Raw genomic sequence first — 17,307 nt, forward strand, 5'->3', positions numbered from 1 at the left:
TAAGCAAATAATATACCAGTGCCTTTTTGTTTATTTATTCTATATCATTGGTATAATTAAAGCAAAATGTATAGGAGCTGAGAAAACATTATGGCACGACGTAAAAATTATAAAAGAAGACGTACTATTTTAAGTAATACTTTTCATTTAATCAGAGAAAACGGAATGGATAGTGTTTCGTTTCAAATGATTGCAGAAAAATCGGGGATTTCTAAATCCTTGCTGCAATCTTATTATCCACATAAATCTGGCTTAATTGCAGATGTTGTCCGCAACATTCTCAATACGTTAGACAAGCAAGTGCAAAAATTTAGTGCTACTAAAGAGGACGAAGTATGTGCTCGCACCAAAGCCTTTATTTATGCAATTGAAATGTTGGGAATTTATGATGAGGGTCTTAAGCGGATCATTACAGAGGTATTCAAGAGTAATGAATCACTCGACTTTTGGAGTCAAACAATCAATGATTGGTTAAAAGAAAAACAACTATTTGACCACCTTGACTTTGAACCTAGAGAAGTACGAATGGGGATTGCCTTTGTAGTGACCGGTATTAGTCGTCTTTATTATGATAATCAAAAATATGAAGTTTCTCCTGAAGAAATAGCAGATTATGGTACAGAATCATTTATGTATAGTTTTCTGCATAGTTCAAGAAAAACTATTGATAAGGCGCTCAAAGAGGGTCATGATATCATTGAATCTACCGATATTAAGACCATTCATCATGCAATAGATACAATGTTTGATGAAGACAAGGAGATTGTCTGTTAGGAAGGAAAAATATGGCAAATGGCGCGCGCAATGGTTTGCACAGAATGAGCGAAGAAGAAAGCAGTCAATATAAAAAAGCTTTGTCCTTTATTATCTTTCTGATTGTATCGCTAACCATGATTACCGCGACTTTCCTTAACCCCTTTTTTATGAAGGGACAAATTAGAAACAGTAGTAACGAAGCTGTAGTGGTTAGACAGGTTAATAAGCATTTTGATACATTAGCAGAAATAATAGGTGCTAATAAAAATGGTAGTGCCAACCTGTTAACTACTAAGCAAACGCAGCCGATTGCTGATCATATTATTGATTACACGTTGGGTACTCCCTGGTTTAAATTTAATAACATGAATTTAGCTAAACAAATTTTGCATGATATTGAATTAAATATTGACCAGGATTCTTCTAGTGATGCGCAACTAGTACAACACAAATTAAAAGTGCAAGCAAATAATGCTCCCTTTGACGTGAAGGATGCTTTTAATCTGAACACGATCACTTTGGGAGGCAATATTGCATTTATTTTGTTAATCGTTAACGTAATTATACTAGTAATGGCATTTATTAGTTTGCACTCACTGATTAGTGATATGAAGTTATTGCTTAATTCAAAAATGCTGACCCATGAAGTTACCGCATCTGGAATGTGGGCGGGCTTTTGGCTAATGCTAAGTGCAGGAATATTAGCTATTATTCCTGTCATATTTAATGTCGAAGGCTTGGCTGTATTAGGCTATGTCTTAGAGATCGGTAGTAGTATTTTCCTCGATTTTGTCATTGCAGGTGTCATTCTTTATATCCTGAGTGCAATTCCGTGGGAAATCAGCTCGCCAAATAATTAGGTAATTTAGGTGTCAAAAAAGCAATTTACCGTTGCTTGCCAAAGGAAGTTCAAATGAAAATTTATTTTGCTAATGCTCTGTTTTCACAGGCAGAAATTAATTATAATGCGCAACTGGCTGCTAAAATTCGGCAAATAGATGATGCAATTGATTTATATTTGCCCCAAGAAAACGCGTCAATCAATGATAAACAAGCGTATGCTGATTCTAAAATGATTGCACAAGCAGATACCGAGAAGTTGGTTAACAGTGATTTAATGATTGCGGTGCTTGATGGGCTTAGCATTGATAATGGTGTTGCCAGTGAAATAGGTGTCGCTTATGCAAAAGAAATTCCGATAATTGGCTTGTACACAGATACACGCCAGCAGGGCGCTGATAATCACGAAAAGTTGCAGGCTTTGACCCAGATTGCTGAAAACCAGTTTCACTACGTTAATTTGTATACTACGGGTCTAATTAAACTTAATGGTACCATTGTCAATAATGAAAATGACTTGTTGGCAGCGGTAGCCAATTACATTTAAAAATGTGCTCAGTTCTAAAAATAACTATTTAAAGATATAATTATCTCTCTAAAAAGGGATATTAATTCATTTTAAATAGAAACCATATTTCGCTTAACTTTCGAAATATGGTTTTTATTTATTTAATTTTATCTATATTTTACCTCATTATAGTTGATAATGGGGTAAAATATAGATAAAAGGATGTGACTGAAATGACTGATAAATCTGAATTGGAAAATTTGTTAAAGCAAAATAATTATGTACTGTCTAGAAAACAACTTACAAAGAAAAACTATTCGGGACAGCAAATCAAGAGCTACATTAGAGACAACATGTTGATTTTAATTGACAAAGGGATTTATGGCAGCCCAAATCATTTAGAAGATGCTTTTTATACTATTCAGCTTAGGCTCAAGAAAGGAATAATTTCGTTGAACTCCGCTCTTTATTTATTTGGTTTGAGTGATCGTGTCCCAGATAAAATCGATCTTACCTTTCCGAGAGGATACAAAAATTCGAAATTAAAAGAACAAATTGTGTCCCATCAGCAAGTACCTCAAATGTATAATTTAGGTATAGAAATAGTAAAAACTCCTACTGGAAATAATGTTAGGGTTTATTCTATTGATCGAACTATGGCAGAAATATTACGTCCACAAAACCACATTGATCCTGAAATAATAAATAAGGCTTATAAGCAATATTTAAAACAGCCAAATAAAAATATTGCCAAATTGCTGTACTTTGCGAGAAAATTCAAAACTGTTAAGAAAGTTCAAGAATACCTAGAAATATTGCTATAAAAATGAATGATAAATTTCGAAGCTTTTATTATTGCGCAGAACTGGATTTTTCCTGAAGTTGAAACAGTTTAAAACTATAACTGGTTAAACCCGTGATTTTTACTTCATATTCATGGCCAACTATTAGCGGTATTGATCCAGGATAATAAGTAATAATCGTTTCAAAGTTGCCGTAACCGGTCTTACTATAATTACGGACGTTTTTTGCATGATAAGTTTCACCATTATCTTTATCGGTAATAGTAATGACTGGTATTCCCTCAAAATGGCGGCTGGAAAGATAAACTGACCAGGCAATATTTTCACCTGCTAAAAGTTCAATAGGGAAAACGCCAGCGCTAGGATATGTGACCATTTCTTGGCTCGGAGAGCGGAAAACGTCAACCGGATTGAATACTTTTTGCACAGAATAACGGTAGCCATTCGTACCATAAGCCGCACCGATACCGGTTGTAGTTAAGCGCGTTGATAGCAGCCAAGCACGATGACCGGTGTCTGCTCCGCCTAAATTATAGCGGTCAGTCAATAAATCAGTGATAACATCTCCTGCAGATTGGTCAGTGGTATTGAAATTAAGATTTGCTTGATTAGATGTGTTACGGGCAAGTTGCCAAGTATCTTTGCTAATTAATTTGGGGCGCTTATCATGAGGTAAATTATGCTGGTTAATCATCGGGTTAGCATTTAAGGCAGCTAAAACAGCTGCAGTTTTTTGCGCGGCAATATTGTCCTCCGAGTTTTCATTTACCGGATTTAAACCAAACAATTCGCGGTAATAGTTTGTGTACGCCAATTGACTAGTGAGATATGCAGGTACAAGCACACCCTGCTTAAATTTGGTTTTAAAATGGGGTTTAGTTAAATAAAGGTTATTAAAGTTAAAAGCAGTATTATCGAGCTGTGCGTATTCCTGTTGCAGCTTGTTTATCTTGCTTTTTTCAATTGGTGTGAGTTCCGCAGCGTATGTTTGTGTATTGCTAAAAGGAAAAAAGAAAAGCAAACATAAGAGGGCAGTATAAATTTTTTTGAACATTTAAAGATGCTCTCCTTTCTTTAACACTAATTATAAGGCAAAATAAAAATAGGTATGTGTAAATTACCAAATGATAGTTATATTTAATAATTTGAATGGCTTTTTGTAAAGGACTTTTATAAGGAAAAGATTTTGACTAACAGTGAAGGCATGCGACTAGCAAAAAATATCAGTATCACTTTAACAGCTAATTTAGATGACTGGGACGGGGTCACTGGACCAGTAGATCAGGACTTGCGCCAGGTAGTAGTGCAAAAAACCAGTATCATTGATGGCAAGCTCTATGCTATGCAGCGTGTTGCGGGTGATACTCTGGTTTATCGCGGGCAAAATAACATTAATGCTGTTTTTAATAAAAAAATACCAGTTTTACATTTAACCGGTTCAGCTGCAGGACATACACAAACTTTGGAATTTGCCGGCAGATCTGGTCAATGGTTTATAGGCACCAAACCAAATGATTTAAATCAAAGTTGGTCGACATGGTCAAAGCAAGTCGCACGTATCAAAATGCCGCATTATTTTAAAATTGCTGCCAATACTAAAATGCAACCGCGATTATCAAATTTGAATTATGCAGGAGCAGATTTGGGCATCAGCTGCTCTGGAGAGCAGTTTGCACGTGTAGAAGTCGCTGTGTCACCTGATCTGCGCTACTTTTTAGTAGCCTATGGCGATAATGACTATACCGGCTATTTTGCGCTTTATTATCTAACTGATATTAATGATGCTCTTGATCACGCTACAACTAAAACCAAACATGTTGATATTAGAACGATAAATTGCATTGCTGCATTTAAAGTGCCCAATTTTTCTGGTCATGGTGGGTTAGTTGGTTCGCTGCAAGGCTTCGCTATTAGCAATCACCGTGATATCTATCTCTCCAGCCAATTTGCAGATGATAGGTTAGGTCGGGATAGAAAGATTATTAAAATTCCCTGGGCAGCAGTCGATCCTCAGGCTTGGGAATTAGTTGACTTAGCTGGTGCAAACAAGCTGGAAATCCCCGGCTATTATACAGAACTGGAAGGCTTACAACTAGTTAGTGCGAATGATGTTTACTTGACGGTAGCTTATCATCAGTCTTTTGTCCCAGCTGCTCCCGACAAGCACCCAACAAAAATCAATAAACTTTATGAAATCACTTGGGATTCAAATAACAATTTTTAATATAGTATAAATTTTTCGGATATGATTTTGCCTTATGCAAGACTTTTTGCTTATAATAAAAAATATTCCTAAAAAATTGTCTAATTTACAATTCTTCGGGTTTTCTTGCCGTATAATTAAAAGTTAGAAACAATGACTAAGAGGTAAAAATAATGACTAAGAAAACACAAGTTGGTTTAATTTTTGGTGGTAATTCATCTGAATATGAAGTATCAATTATGTCTGGCCATAATATTTATAATGCCATCGACCAAGATAAATTCGATGTGCATCCAATTTGGATTACTAACGACGGCTATTTAGCAAGTGAAGAAGACTCTTTTAAAGTCTTAAAAAATCCTAAATATACCATTGAAAATCCTCATGAAGTTGCCAACATTTCAAATTTAATTCAATTAAAAAATTTACCGGAAATTGATGTTTTCTTTCCGATTGTACACGGCAATTTAGGTGAAGACGGTTGTTTGCAAGGGCTGTTCCGCATTTTAAATAAGCCTTTTGTCGGTGATGATGTGTTAGCTTCGGCTGTGACAATGGATAAGGAATTTACCAAGATTTTAGCACAACGCGTCGGCGTTCCTGTAGCTGATTGGATCGCGATTAAGCGGTTTGAATATGAAGACGCTGCTAATGCCAAGCGGGACTATGACAAGGTCAGTGCTAAACTTGGTAGCGACCTCTTTGTTAAGCCGTCAAATCAAGGTTCTTCAGTTGGAGTTCATCATGTTACTAACAAAGAGGAGTTTGCTGAGGCTCTAGCCGATGCTTTTAGATATGATGATAAAGTTTTAATTGAGGAAACCATTCACGGTACCGAAGTTGAGACTGCGGTTTTAGGTAATGATCAACCAATTGTTTCCGGTGTCGGACAAATTATTAATGCAGCTGGTACTTTCTACAGCTATGAAAATAAATATGATGATGATTCCACTACTACCTTGCAGATTCCTGCTAAATTACCTCAAGAAATTGTAGCTAAAGTTAGAGCTAATGCCCTAAAAGTTTATCAAGTCACAGAATGCAGTGGGTTAGCCCGTGTTGACTCCACACTGCGCGATAGCGATAATAAGATCATCTTAACTGAAGTGAACGCATTACCGGGCTTTACCAATATAAGTATGTATCCTAAACTTTTTGAAGAAGCAGGTATTTCATATTCTGAGTTAATTACCCGCCTGATTGAAAAAGCCCAGGAGCGTTTTAACCATAAGAAAAACTTGTTACATAAGATTGGTTAATTTAATTGTGCTAGGGAGTATATCTGATGAGTGAAGATAAGCATAATTTTGAAGAATTAACCGCACCGGCTGCAACGGCTAAGAAATTGCACATTAGTGTGGCTACTTTACGCAAATATTCTTTAATTGTAGAGAAAATTACTGGTAAACCCGACTATTATGCACGTACTAAGCAAAACGCCCGCTTATACAGTAAGCAAAATGTGCGTGATTTGGAAGATTTTCACCAATTGGCTCAGGATAACGGCTTAACCTTGCAGGAAGCCGCACAGCAAATTTTTGCAGTTACTGACAAAAATGAACGGATTAAGAAAAAGGAAAGTGGCAAAAAACAAGAAGTAATGTCCACTTCCCAAATGGTGAAATTGCTGAACGCTTTGCAGCAAACAATTGGCCAGCAAAATACGGCTCTTAACAACCTGCAAAAGCAATTAAACCAAATTGAAGAACAGAATAAAGAGCTGCTCAAAAAGCAGGAGCAATTAGAACAGCCTGCTGCCAAAACAAATGGTGCTGCAGAAGATTTTAGTGTGTTACCGGATATTTCGGGAATTGTGACTGATGATCCTATCACGGATGTGCAAGAAATGCCGGCAACCAAACCATTAACTGCGGCTGAAAAGCGGGCTCAAGTAGCGCAAGATGAAGGAAAATCAAGTGAGCAGATGCATGAGGAAATCTTAGCCAAGGCAAAGGAAAATGCGGAAAAGAGTGCAAACGCCAACGCTCACCGTACTTTAGCAGATATGCAGGTGGAACCGGAAAAGACACATTGGTGGCAGCGGTTCTTAGATATGTAATAATTGAAAACGACTTTTAACCAAAAGTCGTTTTTTTATAATAGTTAAATTTTGCAAATTTAACTAAAAATTTATTTATATTGACTGTTTTTAAGTTACAGTAGGTAAGTATAAATTGATGGGAATGATTTTGATTGAAAAAAATTAAGAAGCGCTACTTATTTGCGGTATTAATTGCAGTCGTGGGTTTAATTTTAACCACTTGCACCTACTTTGCGACAGATATTTACTCTAAAAATGATGTAGCCGTAGTGACCGATAGTCAAATTAAGGATACTTTAGAAGAAAAAAGTACCGATGTCTATGGCAACAAAGACGAAACCAGAAAGCAAGTTCTTCATTTAAAGGTCTTGTCAGGTAAATTTAAGGGTCAGACATACAAAACTACCAATATGTATTATCCGTCACAATTAGTCACCCAGAAGTTCCGTGCGGGTCAGCGGTTATTTGTTAATATCAAACATGGCGAGCCGATCATCCAAGACCCTAAGCGGGATTGGGTGTTAGTTTTAGCAATGACTGTGATGTCTACGCTATTAGTGGCAGTTTCAGGTAAGAAATCTTTGAGTTTAATAGCTTCAATGATACTTAGCTGGGTAATTTTCTACCTCGTGATCATGCTCGATATTAAGCTGAATGGATCTTATATTGTCTTGCTGTTTGGCTTAGCCGACATTGTCTTTTCCTTCTTTAGCTTATTAGTCGTTCAGGGCTTTAACCGCAAAATGTTGGCAACTTGGCTCGCGACTATTCTAGGCACCTTCGTATCTTTTGCACTATGCTATTTAATTATGCGTCTGACAGGGGAATCGGAAATTAAATACGAAACTGGAGATTATGCCACCCAAGATCCGCGGGGCATCTTTTTAGCACAAACTTTATTAGGTATTTTAGGAGCGGTAATGGATGAGGCCACCGATATCATTTCCAGTCTTTACGAACTAGTTCAGACTAAGGCAGACTTAACTGCCAAGCAATTAGTTCACAGTGGGCGCACAATGGGTCAGGAAATCATGGGGCCACTAATTAACGTGTTGGTATTAATTTTTATGTCGGAGGAACTGCCGCTGACAATTATTTATTTACGGGATAACAACAGTTTGCGCTCCACTTTCGGTTTTACACTCTCTCTTGGTGTTACCCAAAGTGTCATTTCCGCGATTGGGATCGTTTTGACAGTGGTCTTCGCGACTGGATGCAGCCTGCTATTTTTAGAAGAAAAAAAGTGGAAAGCGGGGAATAAAAAATGAGTACGTTAACTGCTTTATTGATTGTATTAGCAATTTTAATGACAATTGTTGGTGGAGAAACCGGAATTCGCAGTTTTTTCAGCGTTTTAATCAACACATTGTTGTTAATTTTAGTGGCTATTCTGATTTCTTGGGGTATCAATATTCCACTTCTGATTTTGATTTTTGTGCCGCTAAAACTGGTAACCATAATTTTTCTTGGAACACATGATTATCAAGTTGCGAAAAACTCTTTTTATTCCTCACTCATTGTGTGTCTGGCAGTTAGCGTAATTATCCTAGGCTTTGAGTGGCTGGCACAAGCTGCCGGTCTTGGTCCTGAAGCGGGCGAAATTCTGGTGGGCTTATCGCAAATGCCGGGATTGAGTTACCCTTTAATTGCAGTAGCAGTTGCTATCTTTTCCACACTTGGTGCTGTAGCTGAATCTGCCGTTGCGATGAGCTCCGGTTTGCTCGAAATCAAAAAGCATAATCCGCAAATATCGTATGAGGAGCTCAAGGCCAGTGGTGCTAAAATCGGTAATGACGTATTGGGAACAGCGATGAATACCATTTTGTTTGGGATGTTCGGCAGTTTTCTTTCGTTATTTTTGTGGTACATACGTTTGAATTACACTTTAGGCGAAGTATTAAATGAAAAGATGTTTGTCAATGAAGCTTTGATTATAATGTATTCTTTAATTGGTGTATTATTAACAGTACCATTAACAACAACATTTTTGGCGAAGAATATGATAAAAGTGGGGCAAAAAGATGAAAGTAAATGATCTAACGTTAACTAATTTTAACCAGCGCAAATTCCAGCTGCATACATATACTTTGGGATCAATTGGCGAATTGGTGACTCCCAAGCATCCCCTCGCAATAGTGATACCCGGTGGTAGTTTTGACCATTTGTCAAAAAGAGAAGGCGAGCCGGTTGCATTGGCTTTTAACAATTGCGGTTTCAACAGTGTGGTGATGGAATATAACTTAGTGCAAGATGAAGGCGACATTTATCCAGATGCTGGTCTTGATGTCTTAACCACTGTTAAGTATTTTCGTGAACATGCGCAAAAATACCAAATTGACCCTGAAAAAATTGTGACGATCGGCTTTTCAGCGGGCGGACACGTTACCAGTTTTGCCAACAGTATGGCTAATTCTGCCAAATACCAGCAAGAATTTGGCTTTAAGAGTGAAGAAGTTCTGCCTAATAAAACTATTTTGGGCTATCCCTTAATTAATTTGACCAAGATCGGTTTTGATATTCCGGCAGATGAACAAGATAAAGTTCCCGCAGATGAATTTATTAAGGACAGTTCTTTAGGCGTAACTGCAAATACGCCGGCAACTTTTATTTTTCATGCTTGGGATGACCCCATTGTTCTTGTAACTAATACGTTTGAGTATATCGAGGCCTTACAAGAAAAGAAAGTGCCGTGTGAAGTTCATATTTTTAATCGTGGTGGTCACGGCTTTTCTTTGGCACGCAAAGACATGGTGGTTAAAGGCAGAGAATGGCAGGAAAATCCGCACGCGGCGCATTGGTTTGAACTAGCGCAAGAATGGTTAACAAGTGAATGGCAATAAAAAGGAGTACGAGTTTTGTACTTCTTTTTTGTTCGGATTTAGAAGATTTAATTATAAAATTCTAATAATATTCATATTAGAAACAAAAAATTTAAATTATTTTAAGCAAAGGGGTTGCATTTATTTTTAAAGGGTATATAATGCTGGTATTTAAATCGAAAGAAAGGACATGATTTTTTGAAGTTAACGAAGATGAAAATTTTAACGGCAGTTAATGGCTTACTAACTCTAAGCAGTCTAATCATGTTATTCTTTGGATTATGCAACCAAGTTAATGAGTCAAAGAACCTGCTAGATGAGGAACAGACAATTACGCTGAACAATAATAATATGATTATTTTGGCAGCTGTAGTTGCGTTGATGGTCTTCGGCTATGCGTTCTTTGCGACTTGGTTAAAAGGTGAACCCGCAAAGGCTCATTTGTTAAGACACAGAGTGTAGCTGATTAGGAAAAAGCGGGCTGTACTTCAATAGTTGAAGTATAACCCGCTTTTTTGCGCCCAAAATTAGGGGGCGAGCCTATTCTAATTACTTTTTTAGATAAAGTTGCTTGTTTAAATAAAGATATTTATGATGAACATAGTAGTGAAATAATTAGAAATACTGAAAGGGAATTTTGCCAATGAGTAAAATAAAAGATGAAGTTTATGATCCATTTTTACCCACTTTACTAATATCTCTACATCAAGAGTATGTAAAAGAAATTTTAACCGGTCAAAAAATAATTGAATACCGCAAAAGTTTTTTCAAAGATAGTTTTCAAGCCTTTGTCTATACTACTGGCAGTGCTGGCGGCATTCAATTATTTATTAAGTGTGCCCCGCTAATTCGCAATAATGCTGCTAATTTAGCGCAAATTGGTCAGGAAATTCAAAATGATGATTATGCTGAAATTTATGACTATTTTATGCCTAAAGATGATGGTTGCATTATTCCGATTTTAAAATCTTGTGCTGTTAAAAAAATTACGCTTGAGCAGCTGCGAGCAGTTTTACCCCAAATTGTTGTTCCGCAAAAATATTTGTTTTTAGATCGACCTGATAAAGCAGATTTGCTCAATTTTTTATTAAACCAAGAATGCGATAATTTAATCATTAATAACTGGGATAAGCGGTATGCGCTAATTAAAAATATACTTGCCGGCAAAAACTGAGTGGTAAAAGAAAAAATAAGTCTTGAAGGACCTAAATCTTTCAAGGCTTATTTTTATTGGCAATTTACCAGATAAGTTCAATATCGTGCTTATTGCAATACTTGATCGTATCTTTAGGCGGTTTCTTGTCAGAGATGATCGCCTTAAAAATCTTTAAAGTACTTGCTTTAATAAAGTCGCTTTGTTCAAACTTGCTGCTATCCATTAGGAGCAAACTTTCCTTGGCATTGGCAATCATTGCCAAACGAAAATTGGCCTGCTCCTTGTCAGTGATATAAACACTGTCGTTTAGCAGGCTGCCAAAAGAAACAATTGCCAAATTGGTATTGTAATTATTGATTTGAGCAATCGTGTCACTGCCAACGGTTCCTCCGAAACTTCTGGGGTTATGCCCGCCCAAAGTATATAACGTCACATTTTCTAATTTACTCAATTTATAGGCATGCAGCAGCCCGTTGGTAATAAACACCAGCTTATTCTTTCTAAATAAGTAGTCTGGAATAAAGCTGGTGGTAGAACTTGAATCCAAAAATACAGCCATATTGTTGGTAATAAAAGAAGCTGCTTTTTCACAAATGTATTTCTTGCCCTTAACATTCTCTTGTTCACGCACGGAATAAGGAAACTCTAAGTTTGCCTTGCCTAATAAGCTGACATAGCCAAACTTCCTGCTAATCATGTTTTGCTTTTCCAGTAAGACCAAGTCCCGCCGCAGGGTTGACTGACTAACATAAATTTTAGTGGCTAGTTCTGACGTTTTAATTTTTCCAACCGAATTAAGAATATTCATAATTTGTTGCAATCTACTATCTTTATACAAAATTTATCCTCCATTCACAACTAATTTACTAATTTTGATGACTAAGTATGAACAAAATAATCAAAAAAAGTGAACAAAAATCATAATACGTGAAACGTATTGCTTATGAAAAATAGTGTCATTACAATTAATTTTGAAATCGGTTTCTAAAAAAATTATATAGAAAAATTAACGTTAATGAAAGGAAAAGTAAATTGATAAATTTTGTAAAGGCGCTTAATGATCTTTTTTTGGGCAATCTGGGCAAAGGAATCATCCATAATATTTCAACAAATCGAATATTTTATGCAATTGGCTTTCTAATTTACGGCTTTTTACTAATGTATGCTCACATTATTTATCTTTTTTATATTCCTAAGGAGATTGAAAAAGTTGTATTAAAGAATCGAGATTTGGCTCTTGGGCAAATTTATGAGTTATGGCTCAAGCATAAAAAGGCAATGAGTTTTTGGTTGCTAGTACCAACTAGAAATGAGCTTTGGGTACAAACACTTAGCTCCTCAAGCGGTAGTTATGATGTTTTGTTTTTTAACAAAAAGAATAGTTACCAGTCTGAATACGATTTATTAACTGCTATCTATCAAAAACTCTAAGGGATTATGCTTTTGGTCAATTAAATACTGGGAGAACAATTATGAAGAAAAAATTATTATATGTTTGTTGTGGTACAGGGATAGCCACATCAACAATTTTAAACAAGAAAGTAACTGATATTGTATCGGACTTGAAAATTCCCTTTGAGATAGTCCAGTGTACTGTCGCTGATATACCAGCAAAAGTAGCTAGTAGAAGGCCAGATTTGATAGTGTCTTCGACAATGATTTCCGCTGATATTGGTGACGTCCCCGTAATTTTGGGGCAATCACTTTTAACAGGTATCGGCAAAGAAAAAACAGTCGCTAAAATCAAAGAAATACTCGAAGGCTAAACGGAGGGCAATACATTATGGAACTAATTCTCAATTTTTTCCAATATATCGTAAATTTAGGTGTTAGTGTCATGATGCCAATAATAATTACCATACTAGGTCTCATTTTTGGCAAAAAGATTGGGGTGGCTTTTAAAGCAGGATTGACCGTCGGAATTGGCTTTGTCGGTATCAACGTGATGTCGGCAATGATGATGAATTCAATTTCGCCAGTAGTCAAAGCCCTCGTGAAACAGTACCACTTTCATCTGACAGCAACTGATACTGGTTGGCCAGTGGCTTCATCAATTGCTTGGGGAACTCCGGTAGTACCGTTTGTTTTCTTAGCAATCATTTTGACCAATATCATTATGATTGCATTCAACTGGACCAAGACTATGGATATTGATATCTGGAATTATTGGCAGCCGTTGTTTACAGCCAGTGCGCTTTATTTAACCACTAAAAATATGTTTATAGCAGTATTAAGCGCGGTGATTAACATGGCAATCATATTTAAACTGGCTGATTATACGCAAAAGGATGTGGAAGAAAATCTAGGTCTGGAAGGAGTTTCGTTTCCAGGATTGCAAACTACGAACTGGGCGGTGATAGGCTATCCCTTAAATTGGCTGCTCGATCAGATACCGGGTGTGAAGAAAATTAGCTGGACGCCGGAAAAATTACAACAACACTTAGGTATTTTCGGTGAACCAATGATGATGGGCTTAATTATCGGTGGTGCTATGGCGGCAGTTGCGAGAATGTCTGTTGCCAAAATATTGACTACAGCAGTGGCAATTTCAGCCAGTTTAGTCTTAATTCCGCGCATGGTTGCCATTTTAATGGATGGACTATCAACTATTTCCGAAGCAGCGCAGGAATTTATGCAAAAAAGATTTAACGGTAAAAAGCTCTACATCGGGATGGATGCAGCTTTAGGAATTGGCAACCCGTACGTCTTAACGTTGGGGTTAATCATGGTTCCGATCACAATGATTTTAGCTTTTATCCTGCCGGGCAATAAGGCAATGCCACTTGCCGATCTGACTGCCTTACCGTTTTACGTTATTTTTGCCATTGTGCCTTCAAAAGGCAATTTGTTCCGCGGCATCATCATTTCCTTATTTATTTGTAGCATTACGCTTTACATGTCAAGCTTTGCTGCACCGCTTTTGACTAATTTAGCTTCTTCAATCGGCTATCACGTTCCGTCTGGGATAACGCAGATTACTTCTCTGGCAATCGGTACACAGTGGTATTCATGGATAACATATTACCTGCTTAAGTTGTTAGCTGGAATTTTGTAGCTGAGGTGGTAACAAATTATGATTCATTTAATTTGCCCTAATCCGGCAATTGACCGGACTTTACTTTTTGAAAAAATTGTACGGGATAAGCCTAACCGCCCATTAAAAATGAAAGAAGTGCCGGGAGGCAAGGGCTTTAATGTGGCTTATGCACTGAGTTTTGACCACGATGTTGATTTTAAAATTCATACAATTCTAGGTGGTAAATATGGTGAGCACTTTATTCAGCTGGCTGATTATTATCATTACCCCATAGTCAGAACAGCCGTTGATACTAATACCAGACTATGTCACATATTAGTTGATGAAAGTGACAGATCGCTAATTTTGTCACAGGAATATGGTTTTAAACTTAACCAGCGCTTATTTAACAGTTTTACTAATACATTGCTGGATAGTGTTAAAAATGGTGACTATATCGTTTTTTCCGGCTCTTTAATGCAGGGAATGCCTGAAACCTATATCAGTGATGTGGATGAACAGCTGCAGCAGCGCGGTGTTAAAGCCAGAATGGTAATTGATACCAGTGGGGCGCCGCTCAGGCAGGCGTATAAATTAGCTCCTTACATGATTAAGATCAACAATGAGGAAATTCTTGATATTTTTCCGCAGAAGAAGTTGGAAACAGTTCAGGACTACCTTCATCTTCTTCAATCTGATGTTGATCCCGCAATTAGCAATTTTATTATTACTCTGGGAGGCAAAGGAGCGATTGGCAGAATTGGGCACAAATACCTTTATGGTTATTCACAACCGGTAGAAGTTAAAAACCCTAATGCCAGTGGTGACTTTTTCTTAGGACGGTTCATGCACGGATTGGCACGAAAAGAAGAAGAAACGTCAATACTGCGGGAAGCGTTAGCTTTTTCAACCAGTAATGTAGAAAACTGGTTCCCAGAAGTAACGCCAAAGCAATTAGCAAATGCAAAGATAGAGATACAAGATTTAGAACTAGGAGCAAAAACTAAGTAATGAAAGCATTAGTAATTACTGCCAAAAATAAAATGGAATTGCAGGATATTCCCGTTCCAGAAATTGAAAATGACCAAGTACTGATTCATGTAGCGTATGCAGGAATTTGTGGTTCAGACTTGCCACGTTACTATGAAGGCAAGGTGCATCATTTTCCCCAGATACCCGGTCATGAATTTTCAGGAACTGTAGCCAAATTGGGCAGTGCGGTTACCGGTTTAAGCGTCGGAGATCGCGTTAGCGTGGCGCCACTTATTCCCTGTGGCAAATGTGCTGAATGCCAAGCGGGATTACCATCAATGTGTACCAATTATACTTTTATTGGTTCAAGCGTCCCGGGAGCATTAGCTGAATATGTGGCGGTGCCGGCACAAAACTGTCTGGTCTTACCCGACAATATTTCTTTAACTGAAGCAGCAACTATTGAACCACTTACGGTAGCTATTCATGGAATTGAGCGTGTCAATTTTAAAGCGGGGGCAAATGTTCTGGTTTTAGGCGTGGGCTCCGTCGGCTTATTGACCGTGATGGCACTTAAAGCAAGAGGTGCAGGGAAAATTACGGTGGTTGACATTAAAGATGCCAGTTTAAAGGTCGCTCAAGAATGTGGTGCAGATGTTGTCATCAATTCAGCCAAGGTCAATTTAGACCAATATTTGTCAAAGCGTAAATTATTTGATGCGGTTTTTGAAACTGCGGGTAACCCTATTACTCAAGTTCAAGCATTGAAGTATGCCGCTAAGCATGCCCAAGTGGTTTTTATCGGTAAGACGACTAAGCCCACAACGTTTCAATATCAGGAATTTGAACAGATTTTGCGCAAAGAACTGGAGATTACTGGTTCGTGGCTGTCATTTTCTGCACCGTTTCCCGGGTACGAATGGCAAGCTGCTATTGCTTATCTTTCATCAGGCAGGATCAGTACGCAAAAACTGATTACGGGAGTCTATTCACTAACAGATCAAGATAAGCCGTTTGCAGTATTAAGTGATAAAAATGCCGGCGCAATCAAAGTAATGTACAAAATAAGCTAAGGAGAAAAATAAAAAATTATGCTATACCAAAGTGAACGTGAAAAACTGGTTAAATTTGTCAAAAACATGTATGAACGCAAAGTAACTAATTCCGCTGGCGGAAATGTCAGTGTGAAGGTTGATGAAAATCACTATATTATGACGCCCAGATTGATGGCAGAAGATTTTCACTGTGATTTGCGTCCTGATCAAATTCTGGTTTTAGATAAAGACGCAAACGTCATTGAAGGCGACGGCAAAGTAACACGGGAAGTTAACATGCATCTGGCTTGTTATGAAGAAAATCCGGAAATAGGTGCTGTTGTCCACGCTCATGCTCTTGAATCAATGACTTTTTCAACGCTGGGGATTGATATGCCTAACTTAACCGAGGCAACCCAGAAGATTGGGACTATTAAGTGTTTTAAGTATCATCAGGCGATGACAATGGATCTTGCTAACACTGTGCGGGCACAAGTACGCGCTGATCAACAAGCGACTAAGGCATATTTACTTAATCGTCACGGCATCTTAGTAACGGGACCAACCCTTGAAAAAGCTTATGATATGGCGGAAAGGTTGGAATGGAATGCCAAAATTGCCAAAGAGAGTTTTGTTTATAAAAAGCTTTCATAAAAGTGAAAAGAGAGTTGACCAATGAGTTTGCAGGATATTTTTAAAACTGATTTGATAGATATAAACATTGAGGTAGACAATGAACCCGATTTGTTTGCTTATGCGGCTAAAAAGTTATTAGCAAAAGGTTTGGTAAAGCCGGGATATGCGGCGGCTTTGACTAAAAGAGAAAAAGAATTTCCCACCGGCTTAATGACTAAAAACTTTAATATTGCAATTCCGCATGCCGATCCCGAAAACGTCAATGCACCGTTCATTTATATTTTGCGCTTGGCTAAACCAATTGTGGTGGAACAGATGGCTGACAGAGAAAAGATTAAGGTTAAAGATGTCTTTATTCTGGGCATTAAAGACGGCCGCAAGCAGGTTGATGTTTTAGCAGCGCTCATGAACTTATTTGTGAACGATGCATTCGCCCAAGATTTTTTGGCAGCAACTACAGCTCAAGAAATATCTGCCAGTGTTACCAAACATTTACAAGTTGATTAAGAAGGTGCAGTAATAA

The 17,307-nt window shown here is 37.5% G+C and carries 21 protein-coding genes; 19 read left to right on the forward strand and 2 right to left on the reverse strand.

The window, feature by feature from the left end:
* The first annotated feature begins 90 nt into the window (after positions 1 to 90).
* From DLD54_RS00940 to DLD54_RS00955, 4 genes are all read left to right on the forward strand, one after another.
* On the forward strand, positions 91 to 774 hold the full coding sequence (locus DLD54_RS00940) for a TetR/AcrR family transcriptional regulator (protein WP_046326612.1): 684 nt from the start codon (positions 91 to 93) through the stop codon (positions 772 to 774).
* Positions 775 to 785: 11 nt separating this feature from the next.
* Positions 786 to 1,616 carry a hypothetical protein gene (locus DLD54_RS00945; RefSeq protein WP_109917925.1) on the forward strand — a complete coding sequence of 277 codons (831 nt, stop codon included), beginning with the start codon at positions 786 to 788 and terminating at the stop codon, positions 1,614 to 1,616.
* A gap of 53 nt (positions 1,617 to 1,669) precedes the next feature.
* Entirely contained in the window at positions 1,670 to 2,143 is a 474-nt protein-coding gene (locus DLD54_RS00950; protein ID WP_109917926.1) for a nucleoside 2-deoxyribosyltransferase, read from the forward strand.
* A gap of 194 nt (positions 2,144 to 2,337) precedes the next feature.
* Positions 2,338 to 2,928: a type IV toxin-antitoxin system AbiEi family antitoxin domain-containing protein gene (locus DLD54_RS00955; protein WP_109917927.1), complete on the forward strand. Its 591-nt coding sequence runs from the start codon at positions 2,338 to 2,340 to the stop codon at positions 2,926 to 2,928.
* 28 nt (positions 2,929 to 2,956) lie between these two features.
* Here the strand turns inward: DLD54_RS00955 and DLD54_RS00960 are convergent, their stop codons facing one another.
* Positions 2,957 to 3,961 (reverse strand): CAP domain-containing protein, encoded by a 1,005-nt coding sequence (locus tag DLD54_RS00960; protein WP_109917928.1) that lies wholly within the window; start codon positions 3,959 to 3,961, stop codon positions 2,957 to 2,959.
* A gap of 132 nt (positions 3,962 to 4,093) precedes the next feature.
* On the opposite strand from DLD54_RS00960, the gene DLD54_RS00965 reads away from it, so the two are divergent.
* The 8 genes from DLD54_RS00965 (at position 4,094) to DLD54_RS01000 (ending at position 11,144) form a co-directional block, all read left to right on the forward strand.
* On the forward strand, positions 4,094 to 5,131 hold the full coding sequence (locus tag DLD54_RS00965; protein ID WP_233559184.1) for a helveticin J family class III bacteriocin: 1,038 nt from the start codon (positions 4,094 to 4,096) through the stop codon (positions 5,129 to 5,131).
* Between the two features lie 152 nt (positions 5,132 to 5,283).
* Positions 5,284 to 6,369: a D-alanine--D-alanine ligase family protein gene (locus tag DLD54_RS00970; RefSeq protein WP_109917929.1), complete on the forward strand. Its 1,086-nt coding sequence runs from the start codon at positions 5,284 to 5,286 to the stop codon at positions 6,367 to 6,369.
* 26 nt (positions 6,370 to 6,395) lie between these two features.
* Positions 6,396 to 7,169, forward strand: coding sequence for a transcriptional regulator (locus tag DLD54_RS00975; protein ID WP_109917930.1), 774 nt, complete (start codon positions 6,396 to 6,398; stop codon positions 7,167 to 7,169).
* Between the two features lie 134 nt (positions 7,170 to 7,303).
* Positions 7,304 to 8,419: a YibE/F family protein gene (locus DLD54_RS00980; RefSeq protein WP_046326617.1), complete on the forward strand. Its 1,116-nt coding sequence runs from the start codon at positions 7,304 to 7,306 to the stop codon at positions 8,417 to 8,419.
* On the forward strand, positions 8,416 to 9,186 hold the full coding sequence (locus DLD54_RS00985; protein ID WP_046326618.1) for a YibE/F family protein: 771 nt from the start codon (positions 8,416 to 8,418) through the stop codon (positions 9,184 to 9,186). Before DLD54_RS00980 ends, DLD54_RS00985 begins: the two co-directional genes overlap by 4 nt.
* Entirely contained in the window at positions 9,173 to 9,991 is an 819-nt protein-coding gene (locus tag DLD54_RS00990; protein WP_109917931.1) for an alpha/beta hydrolase, read from the forward strand. Before DLD54_RS00985 ends, DLD54_RS00990 begins: the two co-directional genes overlap by 14 nt.
* Before the next feature lie 192 nt (positions 9,992 to 10,183).
* The gene (locus DLD54_RS00995) at positions 10,184 to 10,432 is read left to right on the forward strand and encodes a hypothetical protein (RefSeq protein ID WP_109917932.1); all 249 of its coding nucleotides are present in this window, start codon (positions 10,184 to 10,186) and stop codon (positions 10,430 to 10,432) included.
* Positions 10,433 to 10,613: 181 nt separating this feature from the next.
* Positions 10,614 to 11,144: a hypothetical protein gene (locus DLD54_RS01000; RefSeq protein ID WP_109917933.1), complete on the forward strand. Its 531-nt coding sequence runs from the start codon at positions 10,614 to 10,616 to the stop codon at positions 11,142 to 11,144.
* A 64-nt stretch (positions 11,145 to 11,208) separates the two neighbouring features.
* On the opposite strand, the gene DLD54_RS01005 is transcribed toward DLD54_RS01000, so the two are convergent.
* Positions 11,209 to 11,964 carry a DeoR/GlpR family DNA-binding transcription regulator gene (locus tag DLD54_RS01005; protein WP_046326622.1) on the reverse strand — a complete coding sequence of 252 codons (756 nt, stop codon included), beginning with the start codon at positions 11,962 to 11,964 and terminating at the stop codon, positions 11,209 to 11,211.
* A 194-nt stretch (positions 11,965 to 12,158) separates the two neighbouring features.
* Here DLD54_RS01005 and DLD54_RS01010 point away from each other — a divergent pair, with 194 nt between their 5' ends.
* The 7 genes from DLD54_RS01010 to DLD54_RS01040 are packed head-to-tail and all read left to right on the forward strand — an operon-like array spanning position 12,159 to position 17,291.
* On the forward strand, positions 12,159 to 12,557 hold the full coding sequence (locus DLD54_RS01010) for a hypothetical protein (RefSeq protein ID WP_109917934.1): 399 nt from the start codon (positions 12,159 to 12,161) through the stop codon (positions 12,555 to 12,557).
* 41 nt (positions 12,558 to 12,598) lie between these two features.
* The gene (locus tag DLD54_RS01015) at positions 12,599 to 12,892 is read left to right on the forward strand and encodes a PTS sugar transporter subunit IIB (RefSeq protein ID WP_109917935.1); all 294 of its coding nucleotides are present in this window, start codon (positions 12,599 to 12,601) and stop codon (positions 12,890 to 12,892) included.
* A gap of 17 nt (positions 12,893 to 12,909) precedes the next feature.
* Positions 12,910 to 14,181, forward strand: coding sequence for a PTS galactitol transporter subunit IIC (locus DLD54_RS01020; protein WP_038520906.1), 1,272 nt, complete (start codon positions 12,910 to 12,912; stop codon positions 14,179 to 14,181).
* 18 nt (positions 14,182 to 14,199) lie between these two features.
* Positions 14,200 to 15,153, forward strand: a complete 954-nt coding sequence (locus DLD54_RS01025) for a 1-phosphofructokinase family hexose kinase (RefSeq protein WP_109917936.1) — start codon at positions 14,200 to 14,202, stop codon at positions 15,151 to 15,153.
* The gene (locus DLD54_RS01030; protein WP_109917937.1) at positions 15,153 to 16,187 is read left to right on the forward strand and encodes a galactitol-1-phosphate 5-dehydrogenase; all 1,035 of its coding nucleotides are present in this window, start codon (positions 15,153 to 15,155) and stop codon (positions 16,185 to 16,187) included. Before DLD54_RS01025 ends, DLD54_RS01030 begins: the two co-directional genes overlap by 1 nt.
* Before the next feature lie 18 nt (positions 16,188 to 16,205).
* On the forward strand, positions 16,206 to 16,802 hold the full coding sequence (locus DLD54_RS01035; RefSeq protein WP_038520915.1) for a class II aldolase/adducin family protein: 597 nt from the start codon (positions 16,206 to 16,208) through the stop codon (positions 16,800 to 16,802).
* 21 nt (positions 16,803 to 16,823) lie between these two features.
* Positions 16,824 to 17,291 (forward strand): PTS sugar transporter subunit IIA, encoded by a 468-nt coding sequence (locus tag DLD54_RS01040; protein ID WP_109917938.1) that lies wholly within the window; start codon positions 16,824 to 16,826, stop codon positions 17,289 to 17,291.
* Positions 17,292 to 17,307: the final 16 nt, after the last annotated feature.

The sequence above is a fragment of the Lactobacillus helsingborgensis genome, assembly GCF_003173695.1.
Classification (GTDB): Bacteria; Bacillota; Bacilli; order Lactobacillales; family Lactobacillaceae; genus Lactobacillus; species Lactobacillus helsingborgensis.

What these genes read in the sequence shown, in the direction of transcription:
- DLD54_RS01025 (WP_109917936.1), top strand. Translation starts at nt 14,200, where the DNA reads ATGATTCATTTAATTTGCCCTAATCCGGCAATTGACCGGACTTTACTT.
- DLD54_RS01035 (WP_038520915.1), top strand. Translation starts at nt 16,206, where the DNA reads ATGCTATACCAAAGTGAACGTGAAAAACTGGTTAAATTTGTCAAAAAC.
- DLD54_RS00975 (WP_109917930.1), top strand. Translation starts at nt 6,396, where the DNA reads ATGAGTGAAGATAAGCATAATTTTGAAGAATTAACCGCACCGGCTGCA.
- DLD54_RS01000 (WP_109917933.1), top strand. Translation starts at nt 10,614, where the DNA reads ATGAGTAAAATAAAAGATGAAGTTTATGATCCATTTTTACCCACTTTA.
- DLD54_RS00985 (WP_046326618.1), top strand. Translation starts at nt 8,416, where the DNA reads ATGAGTACGTTAACTGCTTTATTGATTGTATTAGCAATTTTAATGACA.
- DLD54_RS00970 (WP_109917929.1), top strand. Translation starts at nt 5,284, where the DNA reads ATGACTAAGAAAACACAAGTTGGTTTAATTTTTGGTGGTAATTCATCT.
- DLD54_RS00960 (WP_109917928.1), bottom strand. Translation starts at nt 3,961, where the DNA reads ATGTTCAAAAAAATTTATACTGCCCTCTTATGTTTGCTTTTCTTTTTT.
- DLD54_RS00990 (WP_109917931.1), top strand. Translation starts at nt 9,173, where the DNA reads ATGAAAGTAAATGATCTAACGTTAACTAATTTTAACCAGCGCAAATTC.
- DLD54_RS01015 (WP_109917935.1), top strand. Translation starts at nt 12,599, where the DNA reads ATGAAGAAAAAATTATTATATGTTTGTTGTGGTACAGGGATAGCCACA.
- DLD54_RS00945 (WP_109917925.1), top strand. Translation starts at nt 786, where the DNA reads ATGGCAAATGGCGCGCGCAATGGTTTGCACAGAATGAGCGAAGAAGAA.
- DLD54_RS00940 (WP_046326612.1), top strand. Translation starts at nt 91, where the DNA reads ATGGCACGACGTAAAAATTATAAAAGAAGACGTACTATTTTAAGTAAT.
- DLD54_RS00995 (WP_109917932.1), top strand. Translation starts at nt 10,184, where the DNA reads ATGAAAATTTTAACGGCAGTTAATGGCTTACTAACTCTAAGCAGTCTA.
- DLD54_RS01040 (WP_109917938.1), top strand. Translation starts at nt 16,824, where the DNA reads ATGAGTTTGCAGGATATTTTTAAAACTGATTTGATAGATATAAACATT.
- DLD54_RS01020 (WP_038520906.1), top strand. Translation starts at nt 12,910, where the DNA reads ATGGAACTAATTCTCAATTTTTTCCAATATATCGTAAATTTAGGTGTT.
- DLD54_RS00950 (WP_109917926.1), top strand. Translation starts at nt 1,670, where the DNA reads ATGAAAATTTATTTTGCTAATGCTCTGTTTTCACAGGCAGAAATTAAT.
- DLD54_RS01030 (WP_109917937.1), top strand. Translation starts at nt 15,153, where the DNA reads ATGAAAGCATTAGTAATTACTGCCAAAAATAAAATGGAATTGCAGGAT.
- DLD54_RS00955 (WP_109917927.1), top strand. Translation starts at nt 2,338, where the DNA reads ATGACTGATAAATCTGAATTGGAAAATTTGTTAAAGCAAAATAATTAT.